Origin of the sequence: Citrobacter sp. Ce119 (assembly GCF_030334525.1) — a bacterium.
In the GTDB taxonomy this organism is placed as follows: domain Bacteria; phylum Pseudomonadota; class Gammaproteobacteria; order Enterobacterales; family Enterobacteriaceae; genus Citrobacter; species Citrobacter europaeus.
The window spans coordinates 50,773-74,287 of record NZ_JAOWDR010000039.1; the positions used below are offsets into that span (position 1 = coordinate 50,773).

Annotated in this window: 21 protein-coding genes and 1 tRNA gene; 2 read left to right on the forward strand and 20 right to left on the reverse strand. The window is 52.4% G+C overall.

The window, feature by feature from the left end; all coding sequences use genetic code 11:
- Positions 1-15: 15 nt before the first annotated feature.
- The 17 genes from OGV80_RS03850 to trxA all read right to left on the reverse strand — a co-directional run bounded on the left by OGV80_RS03850 (position 16) and on the right by trxA (position 16,824).
- Positions 16-92, reverse strand: a tRNA-Arg gene (locus tag OGV80_RS03850).
- A 102-nt stretch (positions 93-194) separates the two neighbouring features.
- On the reverse strand, positions 195-1,580 hold the full coding sequence (gene thrP / locus OGV80_RS03855) for a bifunctional threonine/serine APC transporter ThrP (protein ID WP_043018982.1): 1,386 nt from the start codon (positions 1,578-1,580) through the stop codon (positions 195-197).
- Between the two features lie 278 nt (positions 1,581-1,858).
- Positions 1,859-2,599: a lipopolysaccharide N-acetylmannosaminouronosyltransferase gene (gene wecG, locus OGV80_RS03860; RefSeq protein WP_047407609.1), complete on the reverse strand. Its 741-nt coding sequence runs from the start codon at positions 2,597-2,599 to the stop codon at positions 1,859-1,861.
- Positions 2,599-3,954, reverse strand: coding sequence for an ECA oligosaccharide polymerase (gene wzyE, locus OGV80_RS03865; RefSeq protein WP_043018980.1), 1,356 nt, complete (start codon positions 3,952-3,954; stop codon positions 2,599-2,601). The genes wecG and wzyE overlap by 1 nt, the downstream gene beginning before the upstream one ends.
- A complete protein-coding gene (locus OGV80_RS03870; protein ID WP_043018979.1) occupies positions 3,951-5,030 on the reverse strand; it encodes a TDP-N-acetylfucosamine:lipid II N-acetylfucosaminyltransferase in 1,080 nt (359 codons plus the stop codon). The genes wzyE and OGV80_RS03870 overlap by 4 nt, the downstream gene beginning before the upstream one ends.
- A complete protein-coding gene (gene wzxE, locus OGV80_RS03875) occupies positions 5,027-6,277 on the reverse strand; it encodes a lipid III flippase WzxE (protein ID WP_087052398.1) in 1,251 nt (416 codons plus the stop codon). The genes OGV80_RS03870 and wzxE overlap by 4 nt, the downstream gene beginning before the upstream one ends.
- Position 6,278: 1 nt before the next feature.
- On the reverse strand, positions 6,279-7,409 hold the full coding sequence (gene rffA / locus OGV80_RS03880) for a dTDP-4-amino-4,6-dideoxygalactose transaminase (RefSeq protein ID WP_047413319.1): 1,131 nt from the start codon (positions 7,407-7,409) through the stop codon (positions 6,279-6,281).
- A gap of 4 nt (positions 7,410-7,413) precedes the next feature.
- A complete protein-coding gene (gene rffC, locus OGV80_RS03885) occupies positions 7,414-8,091 on the reverse strand; it encodes a dTDP-4-amino-4,6-dideoxy-D-galactose acyltransferase (protein ID WP_087052399.1) in 678 nt (225 codons plus the stop codon).
- Complete coding sequence (rfbA, locus tag OGV80_RS03890) at positions 8,069-8,950, reverse strand: glucose-1-phosphate thymidylyltransferase RfbA (protein ID WP_043018976.1); 882 nt, start codon at positions 8,948-8,950, stop codon at positions 8,069-8,071. The genes rffC and rfbA overlap by 23 nt, the downstream gene beginning before the upstream one ends.
- Positions 8,951-8,983: 33 nt before the next feature.
- Complete coding sequence (gene rffG / locus OGV80_RS03895) at positions 8,984-10,051, reverse strand: dTDP-glucose 4,6-dehydratase (RefSeq protein WP_043018975.1); 1,068 nt, start codon at positions 10,049-10,051, stop codon at positions 8,984-8,986.
- Positions 10,051-11,313, reverse strand: coding sequence for a UDP-N-acetyl-D-mannosamine dehydrogenase (wecC, locus tag OGV80_RS03900; RefSeq protein ID WP_043018974.1), 1,263 nt, complete (start codon positions 11,311-11,313; stop codon positions 10,051-10,053). Before wecC ends, rffG begins: the two co-directional genes overlap by 1 nt.
- Positions 11,310-12,440: a non-hydrolyzing UDP-N-acetylglucosamine 2-epimerase gene (gene wecB, locus OGV80_RS03905; protein ID WP_043018973.1), complete on the reverse strand. Its 1,131-nt coding sequence runs from the start codon at positions 12,438-12,440 to the stop codon at positions 11,310-11,312. Before wecB ends, wecC begins: the two co-directional genes overlap by 4 nt.
- 55 nt (positions 12,441-12,495) lie before the next feature.
- The gene (wzzE, locus tag OGV80_RS03910; RefSeq protein ID WP_043018972.1) at positions 12,496-13,542 is read right to left on the reverse strand and encodes an ECA polysaccharide chain length modulation protein; all 1,047 of its coding nucleotides are present in this window, start codon (positions 13,540-13,542) and stop codon (positions 12,496-12,498) included.
- 12 nt (positions 13,543-13,554) lie between these two features.
- Positions 13,555-14,658 (reverse strand): UDP-N-acetylglucosamine--undecaprenyl-phosphate N-acetylglucosaminephosphotransferase, encoded by a 1,104-nt coding sequence (wecA, locus tag OGV80_RS03915; RefSeq protein WP_043018971.1) that lies wholly within the window; start codon positions 14,656-14,658, stop codon positions 13,555-13,557.
- A 239-nt stretch (positions 14,659-14,897) separates the two neighbouring features.
- Positions 14,898-16,157 carry a transcription termination factor Rho gene (rho, locus tag OGV80_RS03920; protein WP_002437993.1) on the reverse strand — a complete coding sequence of 420 codons (1,260 nt, stop codon included), beginning with the start codon at positions 16,155-16,157 and terminating at the stop codon, positions 14,898-14,900.
- 87 nt (positions 16,158-16,244) lie between these two features.
- The gene (locus tag OGV80_RS03925) at positions 16,245-16,364 is read right to left on the reverse strand and encodes a rho operon leader peptide (protein WP_072033422.1); all 120 of its coding nucleotides are present in this window, start codon (positions 16,362-16,364) and stop codon (positions 16,245-16,247) included.
- Between the two features lie 130 nt (positions 16,365-16,494).
- Complete coding sequence (gene trxA / locus OGV80_RS03930) at positions 16,495-16,824, reverse strand: thioredoxin TrxA (RefSeq protein WP_001280776.1); 330 nt, start codon at positions 16,822-16,824, stop codon at positions 16,495-16,497.
- 143 nt (positions 16,825-16,967) lie between these two features.
- Between trxA and rhlB the strand changes: the two genes are divergently transcribed.
- Positions 16,968-18,236: an ATP-dependent RNA helicase RhlB gene (gene rhlB, locus OGV80_RS03935; protein WP_003829013.1), complete on the forward strand. Its 1,269-nt coding sequence runs from the start codon at positions 16,968-16,970 to the stop codon at positions 18,234-18,236.
- Positions 18,237-18,372: 136 nt separating this feature from the next.
- Positions 18,373-19,854: a guanosine-5'-triphosphate,3'-diphosphate diphosphatase gene (gene gppA, locus OGV80_RS03940; protein WP_047407638.1), complete on the forward strand. Its 1,482-nt coding sequence runs from the start codon at positions 18,373-18,375 to the stop codon at positions 19,852-19,854.
- A 44-nt stretch (positions 19,855-19,898) separates the two neighbouring features.
- Here the strand turns inward: gppA and rep are convergent, their stop codons facing one another.
- From rep to OGV80_RS03955, 3 genes are all read right to left on the reverse strand, one after another.
- The gene (rep, locus tag OGV80_RS03945) at positions 19,899-21,920 is read right to left on the reverse strand and encodes a DNA helicase Rep (RefSeq protein ID WP_049270478.1); all 2,022 of its coding nucleotides are present in this window, start codon (positions 21,918-21,920) and stop codon (positions 19,899-19,901) included.
- Positions 21,921-22,023: 103 nt separating this feature from the next.
- Positions 22,024-22,752 (reverse strand): nicotinamide riboside transporter PnuC, encoded by a 729-nt coding sequence (gene pnuC, locus OGV80_RS03950; RefSeq protein WP_043018970.1) that lies wholly within the window; start codon positions 22,750-22,752, stop codon positions 22,024-22,026.
- A complete protein-coding gene (locus OGV80_RS03955) occupies positions 22,752-23,501 on the reverse strand; it encodes a nucleoside phosphorylase (protein WP_043018969.1) in 750 nt (249 codons plus the stop codon). Before OGV80_RS03955 ends, pnuC begins: the two co-directional genes overlap by 1 nt.
- Positions 23,502-23,515 lie beyond the last annotated feature (14 nt).

The window sequence follows — 23,515 nt, forward strand, 5'->3', positions numbered from 1 at the left end:
CGGCACCTAACTTAATGGTGCGCCCGACAGGATTCGAACCTGAGACCTCTGCCTCCGGAGGGCAGCGCTCTATCCAGCTGAGCTACGGGCGCTTAGCGCCGTTGCGGGGCTGGATATTACGGAGGTCTCGGTCTTCTGTCTAGTGCTTTTTTAAAATAAATTATCGTTTGGTCATGGTTTGTGCGTTTTGTCGCTTATTCCCGCAATTTATGGGCTGCACCATGACGATTCAGACCAAAAACCTTATAAATGAGCGTCACGGCCAGTAAGAAGATAATGCCAACAAACAGCGACATTCGGGTATCTTCATTAAAATACATGCCGATTAATACGCAAATCAGGAACGCCATCGTCAAATAATTCGCCCACGGGAACAAAATCGAGCGGAAAGGATGACTGGCGATCGCCGCTTTATGCGCCTGACGGAAACGCAGCTGGCTTATCAGGATCACAAACCACGGCACCATCCCCGGCAGCACGCTGGCGCTATAAACATACACAAACACACGCTGCGGGTTGGGAATGATGTAGTTCAGGCACGAACCAATCAGCAGGATCGCGATAGAAATAGCCACACCAGCAACCGGTACGCCATGACGAGATACTTTTCCAACAACGGCAGGAAGCTGGCGATTCTTTGCCAACGCGTAGAGCATCCGCCCACAGCTGTACATGCCGCTGTTACAGCCAGATAGCGCCGCCGTCAGCACCACAAAGTTAATAATCCCCGCTGCGGCGGTGATACCAATCTTGGCAAAGGTCAGAACAAACGGGCTACCGTTGCTGCCAATCTCATTCCACGGGAAAATAGTGACGATAACAAAAATCGCGCCAACGTAGAAAATCAGGATACGCCACAGTACTTTACCCACCGCGCTTCGCAGAGTGACCTGCGGATTCTTCGCTTCACCCGCAGTAATACCGATCAGCTCTACGCCCTGGTAAGACGCCACAACAATACACAATGCCGTCAGGAAACCCTTCCAGCCGCCGGCAAAGAAGCCACCGTGCTCGGTCAGGTTGCCAAAGCCGATTGCCTGACCACCGTTGCCAAAGCCGAAAAAAATCACCCCTAATCCAATGACGATCATCACAATGATAGTGGTCACTTTGATCATGGCAAACCAGAACTCAATTTCACCATACAGACGAACTGCGGCGAGGTTTGCCAACGCAACCAGTCCGACAGCAATCAGTGCGGGTATCCATTGCGCCATCTCTGGGAACCAGAACTGAACGTACACCCCGATGGCGGTAATCTCTGATATCCCCACCGCCATCCACATAAACCAGTATGACCAGGCGGTGAGATAGCCAAAGAAGGGGCTCATATAACGATGGGCGTAAACAGCGAATGAACCGGCAACCGGCTCGAGGAACAACATCTCTCCCATAGAACGCATAATGAAAAAGACGAACAGCCCGGCGACGATATACGCCAGCAAGACCGAAGGTCCCGCCCATTTCAGGGTACTGGCGGCCCCCATAAACAGCCCAACGCCAATAGTGCCCCCAAGGGCAATTAATTCGATGTGACGAGCCTCCAGCCCACGCTGAAGCTCAGGTTTGTTCTCGGCCATAAATCCTCTTGTTGTGTTTGCATATTGTCCGGTACTACCGGTTCTCGTTATGGGTACATCTTGTTATTCCATCACAGGCCATACGGCACCGACCGCATAACGGTTGGCGCTAAAAACACCGCGGCACTGCAATGATTGTTGCGAATGGTTTCCTAAAATCGCTTAAATGGCAATTAAAGCATTCAAAAAATAAATAGATTGTGCGAGAAAGCAGCGATAATGTTGTGAATAAGTAGCGTAATTAGCAGATAACGCTACTTATCAGAGGAGAGAGGGTGTCAGAGGTTGCCGGTATAGTGCCAGCGGAGATAGCGTAATAAGCGAAGTTGACGAGAGATACGGCTTGGCTGTGACAGTAAACGATACAGCCACTCCAGCCCCAGATTTTGCCAGATTTTAGGCGCACGCTTCACATGACCGGTAAAGACGTCGTAGGTCCCCCCGACGCCCATATACAGTGCGTCGGGATGAATCTTCCGGCAATCACGCATAAAGATCTCTTGTTTCGGCGAGCCCATCGCCACCGTCACAAATTGCGCGCCGCTGGCGTGGATACGCTCAAATAACGCCTGACGCTGCTCCGGCGTAAAATAACCGTCCTGGCTACCCACAATGTTCACGCGCCACTGAGCACGTAGTTTGGCTTCAGTTTGCGCCAGAACTTCAGGCTTGCCGCCAATCAGGAAAACAGGCGTTCCTTCCTGCCCGGCTCGCGCCATCAGCGCTTCCCAAAGATCGGCCCCCGCCACGCGTGATACCTGCGCCTGCGGGTATTTTTTACCCAAGGAGCGCACAACGCTAATTCCATCTGCATATTTAAATTCAGCAGCATCAATCAGTGTGCGGATCTCTGGGTTATCCTCCGCTGTCAGCATTTTCTCAGCATTAATAGCCACCAGCGTTCCCCGTCTGAGATGCCCCTCTGCAAACAGGTAATTCAGCGCATGCTGCATATCACGCCAGCCAATCAGTTGTAATCCACGCAGTGAATACAGCGGCGCAGTATTATTATCCGTCATTACGATCCTTCAACCTGTGTCCGGGGCACCGACTTTATTCGCTTATGAATGAGTCCCGCACTATCAAACAGCCAGAATAACAATTTTGCCACCAGCAGACAGACACCGAAAATCACGAGGAAAAAGACCACTCGTGAGACAAACGAATCTAACCCTTCACGTGCCAAAACGATCATATTAAAAATGGCACCGAAACAGAAACTGTGCAAAATCGCCGACTTATAGCGATTAGTTTCTCGGTTACCTAATTCATACAGCCAATCAAACCATTTGATGATTAACCCGACGACAATCGCGCCTAACGGTATAAAAAACGCCCCGCCCATCACCACCAGCGAGCCAATTAACGTCGGCGAGATCGCCAGACCCGAGTGGTTGTTCAACACTTCCCAGGTAAAGTAATTCGCTGAATTGAGTACAATACTCGGCCGCCCTGGCCACAGCCAGGAGGGGATAAAGACGTAGAAGTCACGGACAATCGGCGCCAGCCCCTGGAACTCAATATTGTTGTAGTTCTGCAGCAACAGCGCCAGATTCTCCCACGGCGAGAAGGTGTCACGCGTGAGATACAGGAAAGTATAGAACGCCTCGTCACCGCTCACGTTCATCCCGTAGCGCTTCAGCGCCAGCCAGAACATCCCGATGATACCCAGTACGCCCGCGGCGGCCAGCATCCACAGTGAAATCCAGCCGCGAATGATGCCGATAAACAGGAAAATGGCAAACGCGATAATGATATTGGCGCGTGTTCCGCCCACAATCATATAGGTCAGTAAACCAAACGCGACGGTGCTCACCAGGAAGAACAACCACGCTTTGCTGTCCTGACGCAGGAAATAGACCACCAGCATTGCCGGAATGAAGAAGTAGAAGAAACGCTTCAAAGCGACCCCAGAGACTTCACTGGAAAAAATCTGGCTATAGGATTGCAGTCTGAACAACAGGAACCCGTTGTGCATAAAGAAGATGCCCACGCTCACCAGCGCAATCGCCATCAGGATAATCCAGGTCAAATGGGCTTCAACACGATTGATGGTAAACAGCGGCCTGCGCGGCTTATTCTCTACTCGCTTGCGCAGACGCGTTTTATACGTCACGTAGTAGACGGCATAGAAACAGGCAGCTGATAGCAGAGCCTGCAGCAGGATCTCCGGCGGAGCGACTGCCACATCAAAGCGGAACACCAGGATGCTGGTCAGCGGGAACCCAAAGAAAAACGTCAGCAAAAACAGCAACGAGAAGAAAACATTGAAGTTAAAGCGCACGCGACGGAATTCAAACCAGGTCAGCGTGGCGATAAACAAGGTGGAGAGCAGCCAGACCACCAGCAGACCGCTGAATTGCATCAGGCTCATACGATTTCTCCTGAAGCAACGCGCAGCGCGTTATGCCATGGCTGCAGATAATTCGGGCTAAAAAAGGTGATTGTATTTTTATCTACCGATGCTAACTGGCGCTGCGCTTCGCGTACAACGCCTTCATTGAGTTCATCAGTGGTAAATAATACCGGGAGATTCTGTTCCACCATATCCTGCCAGAAGGGATTTTCTCGGTTGAGCACGCACGGAATGCCTGCCTGGATCAGCAAACACAGGGTTCCGATCCCTTGCTGGCGGGCAAAAATAAAGTAACCCAAATCACACTGACGCAATAATGCCAGATAGGCATCAAATTCCAACTTTTCGCTTAAAATTTGCAGATTATCAGCGCTAAACAATGCCAGGCCCGCCTGGCGAACCTCGTCGATGTAGGCGGTATTATTGGCAGGATAACCCATCGGCACGATCACATTCACCGTGTCGCCGAACTGCTGATGCACGGCGCGTAGCGCGGCAACATGCTCATTACTACGATCGCCAGAGTTACCAACCAGCACCGTCATTTTGCCGCTGCGTGGGCACTCACTGCTCATATTATTGAGCGACGGATCCATCCGCGTTGGGAAATAGAGCAACTCACCACGCACACGCGGGTGTTGTTCGGCGAAATAGTGTAGATCACCCCGCGTGGCAAACACGCATCCCACGCGATTCTGCGCCATACGTCGAATCGGGTAAAACAGGCGGAATTTCAGTCCACTGGAGACTTCATATAAATCCGCCCCCCAGATATGCCAGTAAAACTGCTCTGATTTAATCCCCCCACTCAGCAACGCTAACCACAAGCTGATGTTGAACTGACCGTGGAAGAAAAATCGCTGTTGGCGATCCGCTTTCGCCTTCGCAATAACCGCTTCAGCCAACGCCTTTTTCCCGTCGTAGAAACTCAGCGATAATGCCGGGCAGCTCTCACTGAACCCCGTATCCTGGCCTGCAACCATAAACGTGCGTGCGTGCTCGCTCGTTGCGGCCAGCGAGTCGTTGAAAAACCGCAGCACGGTTTGGTTATGGTGAGGGATATCCGATCCCAGAACGTGAATCAGTACAGTCATGCCCGCCTACGCCAGAGTAAAAACACGCCACAACAAAGAGAAAAATAGACAATGTACGTTGCCATGTAAGCCTGCGCCGCGCCCAACGCGCCGTGTACAGGGATCAGCCAATGGGCAAACGCCGTCAACAATACGAACTGGCTAATTTCAGCCAAAATATAAAACCGCAGTGACGCTCTCGCGATTACCAGATAACCAAAAACGTAGGCGCCGACTTTCAGCACATCGCCGACCAGTTGCCAGGCGAACAGGTCGCGCATGGCGGTAAATTTAGCGGAGAAAAGCAGCCAGATCGCAAAATCGCGCAGGAGCCAGACGGTAAGGCTCGCGGCGGCAACCGCCGGTAACACAAACTTTAACGACTTGATCACCTCGCGTGTAATGTCGCGCTTTTCGGTCAAACGCGACAACGTTGGCAGCAAGTAAACGCTGAATGAGGCGGTGATAAATTGCAGATAAGCATCTGAAATACTGCTCACCCCCTGCCAGATCCCCACATCATCCCAGCTATACTGCGCCGCCAGCAGATTTCGCATCATCACGTATGCCACAGGCAGCGTTACGGAAGTTATCAACGCCATCAGCGTAAACTTGCTCAACTGTCCTGCCAGACCATTGTCCCACGAGGGCTTCAGATAATGCAGGGGGATCGCCCCGCGCTTAACCAGCATAATAGCGGCAGGGATAACAACCAGCGCAGGTACCAGTGCCAGACCCAGCAAGGCGCCTTCATATCCTCCCAGGCGATAACAGCCATAATAAGCCGCCACGCCCACCAGGCTCCCCACAATCAACGACAGCGCGTTACCCGCCGCATCGCGGAAGCCCTTCATCAGTGCCAGCAGCAGGTTCGCCCAGGCAATACCCATCTGCACCAGCGCAACCAGCCTAACCAGCCCCTGGTAATGTGTATGACCAAATAACCCCTGACTGATAGGCGCGGCCGCCAGCAGGAAAATCACCGCCATCAGCGTAGAGAATCCCAGCACCATCGCGGAAGATGTACCGACCACCTTACGGAGCCGGGTCGGATCGTCATGATGCTGCGCAACGTATTTCGTGACGCCATTGAAAATGCCGGCTCCCGCCAACACGCCAAGCACGGTGACCATCTGGCGGAAGTTACCCGCCTGCCCCACGCCTGCCGGGCCAAACGACACCGCCAGCAGCTTCACGACCAGCAAACCTGCACCGATTTTTACCAGCGTACTGGCCGCCGTCCATAAGGACGCTTTTGCAAGCGACATATTAGGCGAAATAGTTGAGTAAGGTCGTAATGACGGTACGTTGGTTCACCGGCGACAGATTGTAGAACAGCGGTAAACGCAGCAGGCGCTCGCTCTCTTTGGTGGTGTAACGATCAACACCGGAGAACACGCCAAATTTATCGCCAGCCGGGCAATCATGCAGCGGGATATAGTGGAATACCGCCATAATTTCAGCTTCTTTCAGGAAGTTAATCAACGCAGTGCGATCGTCGATATCACGCAGCTTGATGTAAAACATATGGGCATTCTGCACGCAGTTTTCCGGGACAGAAGGCAGATCAATGCGCCCGGCGCGCGCCAGCGGCTCGAGGGCATCGTAATACTTTTGCCACAGTGCCAGACGCTGCTGGTTAATACGGTCCGCTGCTTCCAGCTGCGCCCACAGATAAGCGGCCTGCAGATCGGACATCAGATAGCTGGATCCGATATCACGCCAGGTATACTTATCGACCTGCCCGCGAAAAAACTGACTGCGATTCGTCCCTTTTTCACGGATGATCTCTGCACGTTCGACTAATTTTTTATCATTAATCAGCGTCGCGCCACCTTCACCGCCTGCGGTATAGTTTTTGGTCTCATGGAAGCTAAAGCAGCCGATGTGGCCAATCGTCCCCAGCGCACGACCTTTGTAAGTCGACATGACGCCCTGAGCCGCATCTTCCACCACATACAGGTTATGTTTATCGGCCAGCGCCATAATGGTATCCATTTCACAGGCCACGCCCGCGTAATGTACCGGCACAATAACGCGGGTTTTGTCGGTGATCGCCGCTTCAATCAACGTTTCGTCAATATTCATGGTATCCGGGCGGAGATCAACAAAGACAATTTTCGCGCCGCGCAGAACGAAGGCATTAGCCGTGGAAACAAACGTGTAGCTCGGCATAATAACTTCATCGCCAGGCTGGATATCCAGCAGCAATGCCGCCATCTCAAGCGATGCGGTGCAGGACGGCGTCAGCAGCACTTTCTCGCTGCCAAAATGCTGCTCCAGCCACTGCTGACAGCGGCGGGTAAAGCCACCGTCACCACACAGTTTGCCGCTGTTCATTGCGGACTGCATGTAATCGAGTTCAGTTCCCACCACCGGCGGTGCGTTAAATGGAATCATCATGTCACCTGTATAACCAATACGCGGTGCTTTCCACATTCGCACCACTGTGTATGTAACGTTTAAGCGCGGCGGTGTTGCCCATTTGGGTCGCCACACGCAATGTTGTTTTTCCGCGAGCCTGTGCCCAGCAAAGCGCCGCCTGCATCAGTTCTGCACCCGCGCCACGCCCGGCCAGCAGGCCAATTCTCGCCTCGGTCGCATTCAGTTCACGCAGCGAGACATAGCCACGAATCTCCCCTGTCGGCGTACGAAAAACGAGACACTGATGGTCAAACGTGCCCAGTACTGCATTTTCAATCCACTGCGCGTAAAAACGCGCGCTGGCATCAGCGGCATACCACGGCGCGCGAAAACGACTTAGCACAAACGCCTGTCCTGCCAGATAGCGTAATGCAGGGATATCCGAAGATTGCGCGACCTGCGCGCCGGGGTCGCCACTGGCACGCGTTACCGGCAGTACAAAATCCACTTCACCTTCGACCAGTGAAAAGCCCAACTGCTGCAGGGCGTCTAATTCCTGGGTATTACCGGCAGGTATTTTTGCCTGTACCCGCGACCAGGGCAGCAATGCATCCGTGGTCAGAACAGGCGCGCGTTGGTCAAAACGGACAATGGCGCTATTGACGCCAAAGAACGTATTTTCCCAGCTAAGCGGTTCAATACTGGCGCGGACGAGCACGGAGCAGCTCCAGCAGATATTGACCATAACCCGTTTTGGCCAGCGAACTGGCGGCACGCTTCACGCCTTCGTCATCCAGCCAGCCGTTACGCCAGGCGATTTCTTCCAGACAGGCTATTTTAAAGCCCTGACGTTTCTCCACCGTCTGCACAAACGTGCTCGCTTCGATCAAACTGTCATGCGTACCGGTATCCAGCCAGGCAAAGCCACGCCCAAGCAATTCGACCGTCAGATGTCCGTCATCAAGATACATTTGGTTGATAGACGTAATCTCCAGTTCCCCACGCTCAGAAGGTTTCACGCGTTTTGCGTATTCCACCACTTTGCTGTCATAGAAATAGAGCCCGGTCACCGCCCAGTTGGACTTTGGTACTTTCGGCTTCTCTTCCAGAGAGACTGCGCGAAAATTGTCATCAAACTCAACCACACCAAATCGCTCAGGGTCCATTACCTGATAACCAAACACCGTCGCGCCTTGCGTTCTGGCAGCGACATGACGCAGTTTTGGACTGAATCCCTGACCAAAGAAGATGTTGTCCCCTAGCACCAGGCACGATGGTTCACCGTTGAGAAACGTTTCACCGATAATAAAAGCCTGCGCTAATCCATCCGGGCTCGGCTGCTCAGCATAGTGCAGTTCAATGCCGAACTCAGACCCATCACCCAGCAGACGCTGGAAATAGCCTTTATCTTCCGGTGTAGTGATAATCAGAATTTCGCGAATTCCCGCCAGCATTAGTACTGATAGCGGGTAGTAAATCATCGGCTTATCGTAAATGGGCAATAGCTGCTTCGATACGCCACGCGTAATGGGATACAGGCGAGTACCTGAGCCACCCGCCAGAATGATACCTTTCATGCGTTGTCTCCTCCGGGAGCCAAAACCAGGCTGTTAGCCCTTCAGACCTAAACGTTCACCCTGGTAACTGCCGTCCTGCACGGGTTTCCACCATGCCTGATTATCCAGATACCACTGCACGGTTTTGCGCATTCCGCTTTCAAACGTTTCCTGCGGCATCCAACCTAGTTCACGCGCAATTTTTGAAGCGTCAATGGCGTAACGCAAATCATGGCCAGGGCGATCGTCCACAAAAGCGATCAAATCGCGGTACTGTGCAATGCCCTGCGGTTTATGCGGCGCCAGCTCTTCCAGCAGGCTGCAAACTGTTTCGACGACATCCAGGTTTTTACGCTCGTTATGACCACCAATATTATAGGTTTCTCCAACCACGCCCGCCGTCGCCACGCAATAGAGCGCCCTGGCGTGATCTTCTACATACAACCAGTCACGGATCTGTTGACCATTGCCGTACACCGGCAACGGTTTCCCCGCCAGTGCGTTGAGGATCATTAGCGGAATCAGTTTTTCCGGGAAATGGTACGGACCATAGTTGTTAGAACAATTGGTAATCAGCGTTGGCAGACCGTAGGTACGCAGCCAGGCGCGGACAAGATGATCGCTGCTGGCTTTCGATGCGGAATAAGGGCTGCTTGGCGCATACGGCGTGGTTTCGGTGAAGAAATCATCTATGGAATGGAGATCGCCATATACCTCGTCAGTCGAAATATGGTGGAAACGAAACGCCAATTTTTTCTCGCTGGCCAATGCGTTCCAGTAAGCGCGCGCCGCTTCCAACAGCGTGTAGGTTCCCACAATGTTGGTTTCGATAAAGGCAGCCGGACCGTCGATTGAGCGATCGACATGGCTTTCAGCAGCCAGATGCATCACGCAGTCCGGCTGATAGTGTTGAAACACCCTGTCGAGCGATGCCCGATCGCAAATATCCACTTTCTCAAAGGCAAAACGGTCATTCTGCGCAACTGGCTCCAGCGACATCAGGTTTCCGGCGTAGGTCAGCTTATCGACCACAACCACCGCATCCTCGGTATCATGAATGATATGCCGCACAACCGCCGAGCCGATAAATCCCGCTCCGCCAGTAACAAGAATTCGTTTCATTATCGCCAAACCCCTTTGGTATCAACGATGTACTGCTGTTGAACCTCATCGCCTTTGATGGCTTTAAATTCATTATGGTCAACCAACATGACCAACACATCGGCACTTGCCAACGCATCGTCCAGCGCCGCCAGTTGGCAAAGACCATCCAGTTTTTTCGGCAGTTGATGGATGTTCGGTTCCACCACCAGCGTTTCGCCTTTGTGCCATTGCGCGATGTTTTGCGCAATTCCCATCGCCGGGCTTTCACGCAAATCATCAATATTGGGTTTGAATGCCAGACCGAAACAGGCAATTTTCACTTCGCTGGCCCGTTTATTGGTCTCCGCCAGACAGTCAGCTACGGCAGCCTTCACCCGATCGACCACCCAATGAGGCTTACCATCGTTTACCTCACGCGCGGTACGGATCAATTTCGCCTGCTGCGGATTCTGCGCCACGATAAACCACGGATCGACCGCGATACAGTGTCCACCCACGCCGGGGCCGGGTTGCAAAATATTCACGCGCGGATGGCGGTTTGCCAGGCGAATAAGCTCCCAGACGTTGATCCCCTGGTCGGCGCAAATCAGCGACAGTTCATTGGCGAAAGCAATATTAACGTCGCGGAAGCTATTTTCCGTCAGCTTACACATTTCGGCGGTGCGGGCGTTGGTTACCACACATTCACCTTCGAGAAAGATGTTGTACAGCTCACTGGCCCGCGCGGAACAGACGGAGGTCATTCCACCAATTACGCGGTCATTTTTAATCAGTTCGACCATTACCTGGCCCGGCAGCACGCGCTCTGGGCAATAAGCAATGTTAATATCTGCTTGTTCACCGACCTGCTGCGGAAAAGTCAGGTCAGGACGCATTTCAGCCAGCCATGCGGCCATCTGTTCAGTTGCCCCGACAGGTGAAGTGGATTCCAGAATCACCAACGCACCTTTTTTCAGTACTGGCGCAATAGATTTAGCCGCGGCTTCTACATAGACCATATCGGGTTCATGATCTCCCTTGAACGGGGTAGGTACCGCAATCAGATACGCATCAGCGTCTACGGGTGTCGTGGTTGCACGCAGAAATCCATCTTCGACCGCCGTTTTCACCACCGCACCCAGATCGGGCTCAACGATGTGAATTTCACCGCGATTAATGGTATCCACCGCATGCTGGTTTACATCTACGCCAATCACATGTTTTTGACGGGAAGCAAAGGCAGCCGCCGTTGGCAGTCCGATATAACCCAGCCCAATGACAGAAATGGTCGTAAAACTCATAGCGATATCCGATTATTTTTTAACGCGTGTAAAATGCGGTCACATGCCTGCCCGTCACCATACGGATTATGGGCACGGCTCATGGTCTGATATTCATCGTCGTCTTGCAGCAAACGCGTGACTTCTTCGACAATACGCTGCGGGTCAGTCCCCACCAGACGCACTGTTCCTGCGGTTATCGCTTCCGGGCGCTCCGTTGTCTCACGCATTACCAGCACGGGTTTTCCCAGAGACGGCGCTTCTTCCTGAATCCCGCCGGAATCGGTAAGGATCAGCCAGGCGTGATTCATAAGCCAGACGAATGGCAGGTAGTCCTGCGGTTCGATTAAAACCACGTTTTCAACGTGACCCAGGATGCGATTGACCGGCTCGCTGACGTTAGGGTTCAGGTGTACCGGATAGACAATCTGCACATTCTGGTTAGATGCGGCTATCTCCGCCAGGGCATGGCAGATTTGCTCAAAACCGCGACCAAAGCTTTCCCGACGGTGACCGGTAACGAGGATCATCTTTTTATCAGCATCCAGGAAAGGATAACGCTCAGCCAGCTCCGCACGCAGCGTCTCATTGCCCAGTACACGATCCCGAACCCAGATCAACGCATCAATAACCGTATTACCCGTGACGAAAATACGATCGTCAGGAATAGCTTCCCGCAACAGATTTTGGCGCGAATTTTCTGTCGGGGCAAAATGATACATCGCCAGACGCCCGGTCAGCGTGCGGTTCGCCTCTTCCGGCCATGGTGAAAAGAGGTCACCTGTACGTAAACCAGCCTCTACATGCCCCACCGGTATGCGCTGATAGAACGCGGCCAGACTGGCGGCAATGGTGGTTGTGGTATCACCATGAACCAACACTACATCAGGTTTAAAATCAGCCAGAATTGGCTTTAACCCTTCCAGAATGCGGCAGGTTATTTCGGTTAATCCCTGACCTGGCTGCATAATATTGAGATCGTAGTCAGGTACAATGGAAAAGAGATTCAACACCTGATCGAGCATCTCCCGATGCTGCGCCGTGACGCAAACTTTCGCCTCAAAATCAGGATCTTTTTCCAGCGCATGAACCAGAGGAGCCATCTTAATGGCCTCCGGTCGCGTGCCAAATACAGTCAGTACTTTCACATCGATTCTCTTCGGATTGGCAGCGAGGGCCCAGCCCCTCACTGCAACGGCATTGCTAAATCGGACGGCGACGTGTTAACGCGACACCAGCACCGATCAGAGCCCCGACAATACCCCACATAATCATCAGGAAGGCGCGACGAGGGCTGTCACGTTTTACCGGTTCTTCCGGCGTCCTCAAATAACGATAGGTCTGAAAACGGGGATCTAAAGTTGGCCCGACATTCAGGGTGTTCAGCATGGCTCTGTTCTGAAAATAGTCCAGATCGAAATCCGGACCAATTGACTGCAAATTCTCGAGTCGAGCCTGCAACATAGGACGTCCGAGTAAGAACAATTCTGAATCTGGCAACTCATCAGCTGGAACATCTGTGGAAGTACGCGAAATATTATGCTGCTCGGCAATTTTAAGCGCTTGTTCAATGCTGTGGACGCGGCGAGAGAAAATGGATTTTGCTACTTCTTCCTGGCGTTTAACCTGCGCTTTCATTTGCACCGTGCGTGCGGCCCATGCGCCTTTTAACTCATCGTTAAGATGACGTGCCGCGCGCTGGCTGGCAAACGCCACGTACTGGCGCAGCAGATTGTTGGCATCCGGCGCCGTCTCGGCAATCAGCTTCACGCTGTCATTGGTGTTACGCAGCGCATCGCCAGGCAAAAACTGAATGTTATTGATCAGTTCATCCAGCATCGCCGCATCGGCTTTGCTGTTACCGACCATACGTTGCTTGTAATAATCAGTCTGCTGCCAGAATTCTCGGCGTGTATCCCAGGAAGCAAGCTGCATGATGAATTCTTTATAGGCTTCATCCATTACCGACGGTTGGTCGGCAGATGCGAGACTGGCCTTTATATCCAGGTTACGTAAAAACTGTTGTTGAGAGTAAAACCCCCCCAACATATTGACCGTTGGCCTGTCAGTAATCGCTGTTGCACTCCACTCCTGACGAGCAAAAAATGTATAGGCGAGAGCCACTATCGCGAAGGCGAGAGCCATACCGACGATCCACACCTTCCCTGCCCACAAGGTACGAAACAACCCACGGATATCCAGTTCATTTTCAGCGCTCACGGCGTCTTCCCCCGGTAATGGTTGTCTCATTGCATCCTCAATTTACTTGGTTAAGTTTGGTTTGCCTTCACGAACTCTTCGCAATCTGCGCTTCACTCGCTTGATAAATCTCGCTACCTTCCAGGCGCGCTTGATACAGTAACCGTAGAGGCCAAAGGCCAGTAAAAAAAGCAACAACATGGCCCATTCAGGGACTAAGCGAAAATATTCAGCCAACACGCCGATAGACGCCAGAACCGCCGCAGCCAGCGTAATCAGAACAAATGCCTGTCGGGAAGTAAACCCTGCCCGCATCACCAAATGATGTATGTGCTGGCGGTCCGCTGAGAAAGGACTCATGCCTTTTCGCAAGCGTCGGTACATGATTGCCACCATATCCATTAACGGAATGGCAATAATCCACAGTGCTGTGACCGGACTAATAGGATGCGTTTTACCTTGAGTAGTTTCGAGCAGGATCCAGATCACTGTGAAGCCGATCAGCGTACTGCCCGCATCACCCATAAAAACTTTATAGCGACGTCCAAGAATGCCCAGATTTAGCAGAATATAAGGCAGAATGGCGGCGATCATGGCAAAACACCAGATAGCCAGGCTCGTCTGCCCATCGAACCACAAAATGAACCCCATCGCCGCAAATGAAACGCTGGACAACCCGCCCAGCAGACCATCAATCCCATCCACCATATTAAAGGCGTTTATCGCCGCCCAGACGGCAAACAGAGTAAGTAGATAACCGAACGGACCGAGCACCATCTCCCAGGGGCCAAAAATATACCCAAGGCTAAGCAGATAGAGTTTACCAACTGACATCATGATAATGCCGATTGCGGCCTGGATAACTGCACGAATTTTTACACTAATATCAAAGCGATCGTCTAACGCGCCGACCAAAACCAATACTCCAGCACAAGCCAGATAGAGAGAAGCATGCGGGATGTAATAGTCAGCAATGGCAAACGTAAAACATACACCCGCGTAAGCCGAAATCCCCCCAACCAACGGAATCAGTCCCTGATGCCGTTTACGGAAGTTGGGTTTATCCACTAAACCAATCTTTTTTGCGACCTTGCGGGCAAAGAAAAGAAACAGTGTTGTGAATAAAAAAATACTGATGAGATCAGTGCTTACTGTCAGTAAATTCACAATGCATGCTCTCAGAGAATATTAATAGCAGAAGTATAACCACGAAGACCTTTATTCAGAAGGGAAACCCGACTTCATATCCAATGGTTTTGTATAATTATCAACCACAAGATACAGATTACGAATCTTTTTCTACTTGTTGGTAAGTCATACCGTATTATCGTTATTGTGTCGTTAAGATTACAGCCATAAAAGCAAAACGCCACGTAAAAACGTGGCGTTTTCAGATGATGCCTGAATCAGGAACGCTTCATCATGTCGAAGAAGTCGTCGTTAGTCTTGGTCATCGCCAGCTTGTTAATGAGGAATTCCATTGCATCGATCTCACCCATCGGATGGATGATTTTACGCAGGATCCACATTTTCTGCAGCTCTTCCTGAGTGGTGAGCAGCTCTTCTTTACGGGTACCGGAACGGTTGTAGTCGATAGCCGGGAAGACGCGTTTTTCCGCAATCTTACGAGAGAGATGCAGTTCCATGTTGCCGGTACCTTTAAACTCTTCGTAGATAACTTCATCCATTTTAGAGCCGGTATCGATCAGCGCAGTGGCGATGATGGTCAGGCTGCCGCCCTCTTCCACGTTACGCGCCGCACCGAAGAAACGCTTCGGACGATGCAGGGCGTTGGCATCCACACCACCGGTCAGAACTTTACCGGAAGCAGGTACCACGGTGTTATAAGCACGCGCCAGACGGGTGATGGAGTCGAGCAGAATGATAACGTCTTTCTTGTGTTCAACCAGACGTTTCGCCTTCTCGATAACCATTTCCGCAACCTGGACGTGACGGGAGGCGGGTTCGTCAAAGGTAGACGCAACCACTTCACCTTTCACCAGACGCTGCATCTCGGTCACTTCTTCCGGACGTTCGTCAATCAGCAGCACCATCAGCACGCAGTCTGGATGGTTGTAAGCAATGCTCTGCGCAATGTTCTGCAGCAGCATGGTTTTACCTGCTTTCGGCGGAGCAACAATCAGACCACGTTGGCCGCGACCGATCGGTGATGCCAGATCCAGTACACGCGCCGTTAAGTCTTCAGTAGAACCGTTACCACGTTCCATACGCAGACGAGAGTTTGCGTGCAGCGGGGTTAAGTTCTCAAAGAGGATTTTGTTACGGGCGTTTTCTGGTTTGTCGTAGTTAACTTCGTTAACTTTCAACAGCGCAAAGTAGCGTTCACCTTCTTTCGGCGGGCGAATCTTACCAGAAATGGTATCACCAGTGCGGAGGTTGAAACGGCGGATTTGGCTGGGAGAAACGTAGATGTCATCAGGACCGGCGAGGTAGGAGCTGTCTGCAGAGCGGAGGAAACCAAATCCATCCTGCAATATCTCCAGCACACCGTCACCAAAGATATCTTCGCCACTCTTTGCGTGCTGCTTCAGGATGGCAAAAATAATGTCCTGCTTGCGCATACGAGCCAGGTTTTCAAGGCCCATATTTTCGCCGAGAGTGATCAGCTCAGAAACCGGCGTATTCTTTAATTCGGTAAGATTCATAATGGTGTGAGTTCTTAAACTTGGGGTAAATCTCGAACTTAATGTTGTGAATGGTATGGCAGGGTCATCCATGCCTGTTTACGGCCATCAACTCATGTCTGTTCGCTGTCTGGTCACAGGAAAGTACACAGAACTGAAACGACAAGACGGATTGAGTGACAAGCCAGGAATCTGTCCACTTCTCGCGCGAGAAACTACGGGAAGTATTGGATATAACTAGATTCAAACTTAATAAGGTATGTTTAATACGAAGTCAACACTAACTTAGCACGACTCAAGTCGGGCGTCCAGTCATCCGAATCATTTCGAAGTATGGTCGCCCGATCATGAGACTTCCTTACGCTAAATTAGCGTCGAGGAATTCTTTCAACTGACCTTTGGACAGTGCGCCGACTTTCGTCGCCGCAACTTCGCCGTTTTTAAACAGCAGCAGGGTCGGGATGCCACGGATACCATACTTCGGCGCGGTGCCTGGGTTTTGGTCAATGTTCAGTTTAGCAACCGTCAGTTTGCCCTGATATTCGTCAGCGATTTCATCCAGAATTGGAGCGATCATTTTGCACGGACCGCACCACTCTGCCCAGAAATCAACAAGGATAGCTCCGTCCGCTTTGAGTACATCCGTGTCAAAACTGTCGTCAGTCAGGTGAATAATTTTATCGCTCATATTAACTCCACAGGAATAAGCCTGGTGCGTTGGTGTACTCTTAATCAACGACGTGTTGATGTAGCATTAACCAACTAAAGGTTGACTTTATTTCACCGGATACGCTTTCGTAAAGCAATAGTAAGCTGATATTCTACCACACTATGAGCAAAACACATTTAACAGAACAGAAGTTTTCCGACTTCGCCCTGCACCCAAAGGTGATAGAAGCCCTTGAAAATAAAGGCTTTCATAACTGCACGCCCATTCAGGCCCTCGCGCTGCCGCTAACGCTGGCAGGTCGTGATGTTGCAGGGCAGGCGCAAACCGGTACCGGAAAAACGATGGCGTTCCTGACGTCAACGTTTCATTATCTTCTCTCTCATCCCGCGATTGCCGATCGCAAGGTGAACCAACCGCGTGCGTTAATTATGGCGCCAACGCGTGAGTTAGCCGTGCAGATCCACGCCGACGCAGAACCACTGGCGCAGACCACCGGTCTGAAATTAGGCCTGGCTTATGGCGGCGACGGTTACGACAAACAGCTGAAAGTGCTGGAAAGCGGCGTCGATATTCTTATCGGCACGACCGGTCGTCTCATCGACTATGCAAAACAGAACCATATTAACCTGGGCGCGATTCAGGTCGTGGTGCTGGATGAAGCCGATCGTATGTACGATCTGGGCTTTATCAAAGATATCCGTTGGCTATTCCGTCGTATGCCGCCAACCACCCAACGTCTGAACATGCTGTTTTCTGCAACTCTCTCTTACCGCGTTCGCGAACTGGCGTTCGAACAGATGAATAACGCCGAGTACGTTGAAGTCGAACCAGAACAGAAGACAGGTCACCGTATTAAAGAAGAGCTCTTCTATCCTTCCAACGAAGAGAAAATGCGTTTACTGCAAACGCTGATTGAAGAAGAGTGGCCAGATCGCGCCATCGTCTTTGCTAACACCAAGCATCGCTGTGAAGATATCTGGGGCAGTCTTGCCGCTGACGGTCATCGCGTCGGTCTGCTGACCGGTGACGTGGCGCAGAAAAAACGTCTGCGTATTCTGGATGAATTCACCCGTGGCGATCTCGACATTCTCGTTGCGACGGATGTCGCCGCGCGTGGTCTGCATATCCCAGCCGTAACGCATGTATTTAACTATGACCTGCCGGATGACTGTGAAGATTACGTTCACCGTATCGGTCGTACCGGACGCGCAGGAGCAAGCGGTCACTCTATCAGCCTGGCCTGTGAAGAATACGCGCTGAATTTACCCGCAATCGAGACCTATATCGGCCACTCGATCCCGGTCAGCAAGTACAACCCGGATGCGCTGATGACCGATCTGCCGAAGCCATTACGCTTAACGCGTCCACGCACAGGCAATGGCCCACGCCGTACCGGTGGTGCTCCGCGTAATCGTCGTCGTTCAGGTTAAGAAAAGTTATGCCATACACAAAATCATTCAGCCTGTATCAAGGCGGCAAGAAAACGAATCCCGATGAGCTTACTTTAGTAAGTGATTCGGGTGAGAGAACGCAGCCAACACAGATACAGGTTGAAGGATGAAGTGTATGAATTCTACTTCGCTGTACGCCGCAATCGATTTAGGATCGAATAGTTTTCATATGCTGGTTGTACGCGAGGTGGCGGGAAGCATTCAGACGCTTACGCGTATTAAACGCAAGGTGCGTCTGGCCGCTGGGCTCAACAGCGACAACGTTCTTTCCGTTGAAGCCATGGAGCGCGGCTGGCAATGCCTGCGCCTGTTTGCTGAACGTCTGCAGGATATCCCTCAGCCGCAAATACGCGTGGTTGCAACAGCAACATTACGCATCGCGGTAAACGCCGATGAGTTTATCGCCAAAGCGCAGGAGATCCTCGGCTGTCCTGTACAAGTTATCAGCGGTGAAGAAGAAGCGCGCCTGATTTATCAAGGTGTTGCCCACACCACTGGCGGTGCCGATCAGCGTCTGGTCGTCGACATTGGTGGGGCCAGCACTGAGCTGGTTACCGGTTCTGGCGCGCAAACCACTTCCCTGTTCAGCCTGTCAATGGGCTGCGTCACCTGGCTCGAACGCTATTTCACCGATCGTAATCTGGCACAGGAAAACTTTGACGAGGCCGAGAAAGCCGCTCGCGAAGTTCTGCGCCCGGTCGCCGACAAACTGCGTTTTCATGGCTGGAAAGTTTGCGTTGGTGCCTCTGGCACCGTCCAGGCGTTACAGGAAATCATGATGGCGCAGGGTATGGATGAGCGCATTACGTTGGCCAAACTTCAGCAGCTCAAACAGCGCGCCATCCATTGTGGTCGTCTGGAAGAGCTGGAAATCGAAGGTTTAACGCTGGAACGCGCGCTGGTTTTTCCCAGCGGGTTGGCCATTCTGATCGCCATTTTCACCGAACTGAATATTCAGTGCATGACTCTGGCCGGCGGCGCACTTCGTGAAGGTTTGGTCTACGGTATGCTGCACTTGCCGGTTGATCAGGACATTCGCAGCCGTACGCTGCGTAATATTCAGCGTCGATTTATGGTCGACACCGATCAGGCGAATCGCGTCACGCAGTTGGCTGTTCATTTGCTCGAACAGGTGAAAGATGAGTGGCATCTTGAAGCCATTAGTTGCGAACTGCTGCAAAGTGCCTGCCAACTGCATGAGATAGGGCTTAGCGTGGAGTATAAGCAGGCACCGCTGCACGCCGCCTGGCTGGTACGTAATCTCGATCTCCCGGGCTTCACTCCCGCGCAGAAAAAACTGTTAGCCACGCTGTTGCTCAACCAGACCAACCCGGTCGACCTCTCTTCGCTCCACCAGCAAAACGCGGTGCCACCGCGCATCGCGGAGCACCTTTGCCGTTTACTACGCCTGGCGATCATCTTCGCCGCTCGTCGTCGCGACGATTTAGTGCCACATATCACCCTGCAAGCTCAGGATGAGGATCTGACGCTAACGCTGCCGGAAGGCTGGCTGGAACATCATCCATTAGGTACAGAGCTGATCGATCAGGAAATACAGTGGCAAAGCTATGTCCACTGGCCGCTGGAAGTGCGTTAGTACTGGCTGCCGGATGGCGCTTACGCTTATCCGGCCTCCAAATATTACTTCTCTTTGGCTTTCGCCATCATTGCCCGAATATTAGCGATGCTGGCCTGCCCTTTTTGCATCCGCTCCTCGGCGCTGACCACTTTACGCTCCTGTTCCCAGATAACGTCATCCTGCGGCAGTTCCAACAGGAAACGGCTCGGTTCCGGTCGCACCAGCTCACCGTACTGGCGACGTTCTTTACACAGCGTGAAGATAAGTTCTTTCTGCGCACGCGTAATTCCGACGTAAGCCAGACGACGCTCTTCATCGATGTTGTCTTCATCGATGCTGCTCTGGTGCGGCAAAAATCCTTCTTCCATTCCCACCATAAATACGTACGGGAACTCCAGTCCTTTTGAAGCGTGCAGCGTCATTAACTGCACCTGATCCAGCTCTTCCTCGCTCTCTCCGCGCTCCATCATGTCGCGCAGGGTAAAGCGGGTAACGACCTGAGTCAGTGTCATTGGCTCTTCCAGTTCACTGCCTTCCAGCATCTCCGTCATCCAACTGAACAGCGTGTTGACGTTTTTCATACGCATTTCAGCCGCTTTCGGGCTCGGCGAGGTTTCATACAGCCAGGATTCGTAATCAATGCCATGGATCAGATCGCGCACGGCGGCAACCGGCTCGCGCTCCGCCAGGCGTTGAATTTCACCCAGCCAGTGCGTAAAGCGGGTCAGAGAATCATACCCGCGCCCGGTCAGCGTTTGGCTAAGCCCCATATCAAAGCTGGCGGTAAACAGGCTTTTATTACGCGTCATCGCCCATTCCCCCAGCTTTTGCAGCGTGGCCGGGCCGATTTCACGTTTTGGTGTGTTTACGATGCGCAAAAATGCGCTGTCGTCATCCGGGTTGCTCAGCACACGCAGGTAAGCCAGCAGATCTTTAATCTCCGGGCGCGAGAAGAACGACGTCCCGCCGGAAATTTTGTACGGGATGCGGTTCTGCATCAGAAACTTTTCGAACACGCGCGACTGATGGTTGCCGCGATACAGGATGGCGTAGTCTTTATATTGCGTCTTGTTCACAAAGTGATGGGCAATTAATTCCCCGGTCACTCGTTCAGCTTCATGCTCTTCATTATTTGCGCTCAGCACCTTCAGCTCAGCACCGTAGCCCAGCTCAGAAAAGAGCCGCTTTTCAAAGACGTGTGGGTTGTTCGCAATGAGGATGTTCGCCGCCTTCAGGATACGCCCTGATGAGCGGTAGTTTTGCTCCAGTTTAACCACCTGCAAGGCCGGGAAGTCTTTGCTCAACAGCACCAGGTTCTGCGGACGCGCGCCGCGCCAGGAGTAGATCGACTGATCGTCATCGCCCACGACGGTGAAGCGCGCCCGTTTCCCCACCAGCAACTTCACCAGCTCGTACTGGCTGGTGTTGGTATCCTGATATTCATCCACCAGCAGGTAACGAATTTTGTTCTGCCAGCGCTCACGCACTTCTTCATTGCGCTGAAGCAGCAGCGTGGGGAGCAGGATCAGATCGTCAAAATCGAGAACGTTACACGCCTTCATATGGGCGTCATACAAACCGTAGCAGTGAGCAAAAATACGATCCCGCTCGCCCTTTGCGCTGGCTGCCGCCTGCGCCGGGGTCATCAGATCGTTTTTCCAGTTGGAGATCGTCGAGATCAGCTGTTGGAGAATAAGCTTATCGTCTTCAATTAGCCCTTCAGTCAGTTCCTTAAGCAGGGCCACCTGGTCGGTATCATCAAACAACGAGAAGTTCGACTTCATCCCCAGCGCCGCATATTCACGCTTAATGACATCCAATCCCAGAGTGTGGAAAGTGGAGATCATCAATCCGCGTGCCTCTTTACGACCCAGCGTTTGCGCCACACGCTCTTTCATCTCGCGCGCAGCCTTATTGGTAAAAGTTACGGCCGCAATATGTCGTGCCTGATAGCCACATTCACGAATCAGATGGGCGATTTTGTTAGTGATAACACGCGTCTTGCCGGAACCCGCACCCGCCAGCACCAGGCAAGGTCCGGTGACGAATTCGACGGCTTGTTGTTGTCCGGGGTTCAAACGCATAAAGGATTGCTCAATCTGTAAACACGGGGAGATGGATTGTAGCAGAAAGAGGGAGAGAAAGAGTAACGGGCTACCCGTGCGGGTAGCCAGAAAATCGGGTCAATCAGGAAACAGTCGCGGCAAGCGGTGTAGAGCCGTTTCGCTGCGCACTCTTGATCCAGCTATACGATCCCATCACCGCAATCACCGTCAGCAGGACATACTCAAGCGACATGGCGTAAACGCCCTGCACCGCGTAAATAACCACGCTAATCAAATCGATAAGTACCCACAGCAGCCAGTTTTCGACGAACTTGCGCGTCATCAGGACCATGGCCGCAATCGACAATACCAGCATGGTGGAATCCCAGAACGGGAAGGCATCGGGCTGGAGGTCAGGCATAGCGACCTGCATACCAAATGTTTGCAGCAGGGCAATCATGATGCGGGTGAGCGCCGCAAACACCGGGTCGATAAACAGCGTCATCAGAACAATCGCCACCGCACAAACGCCGCCTAATGCCAGGGTTTGCTGACGGGAAAGCCAACGTACTTTGAGCGCTGCTTCCTGCGCCTCGTTTTGTCGGCTCCATGCATACCAACCGTAAATGTTAGCGGCGAAGAAAAACACCTGTAGCAACAAGCTGGCATAGAGCTGAATCTGGAAAAAGATTGCCGCAAACAGTGTGACGTTAATCAGGCCAAACAGGTAATTGATGATTTTTTCCCGGCTGGCACACCAGATACATAGCAGACCAAATACGGTACCAATGGCTTCAATCCACGATAGCGCATAGCCGCCTTGGCCGAGAGGAATGTTAACCATGACATTGTTAATGCTGAAAAAATCCATCACTTACCTCCTGGCTGACTAGCGGAATAAATGGCGCGTAGCGCCAGGGTAATTTGCCGTTCTTCACCCTGCTGACACAGCGCGTCCTGCTGGACATAATCATTGATACTGCTATCCAGACAACCGTTGTGGGCAACCACCACATTGAGTAATGACGCCGTACGTAACCCGCGCAGCGCGCCGATGGTCATCAAAGCGGCGCTCTCCATATCCGCGCCCAGAACGCCGAGTGCCGACCACTGCGCATCCAGTTCCGTTTCCCGGTCGGTATAAAAACTATCGTGGCTTCGAACCAGGCCGCACGCGGCGGGGATATTCATCTGGCGCGCCTGCGCCATCAGTTCCCAGGTTAACTGCGGGTCGGCGCAGGCCGGATAGCCCGCAGGCGCATAGGTACGGCTGGTCCCGTCATCCGTTACCGCGGCATGGGCGATAATCACGTCGCCGAGCGCAAGATTATCCTGCAATGCCCCACAACTGCCGATACGAATCAGGGTCGTTACGCCGATCTGACGCAGTTCTTCAATAGCAATCGCAGTAGACGGCCCACCGATTCCGGTAGAGAGCACCAAAATCTCAACACCCTGATACCAACCTCGCGCGGCGCGAAATTCGCGGTTTTGACCAAGCGGTTCTGGGTTATCAAGAAAATTGGCGATGCGATCGACCCGCAACGGATCACCCGGAAGTAGCGCATAGCGTGCGCCGGTCATCTCCTTGCTTAACTGGATATGGGGTTGCAGCGACATTCTCCCGCCTCCTT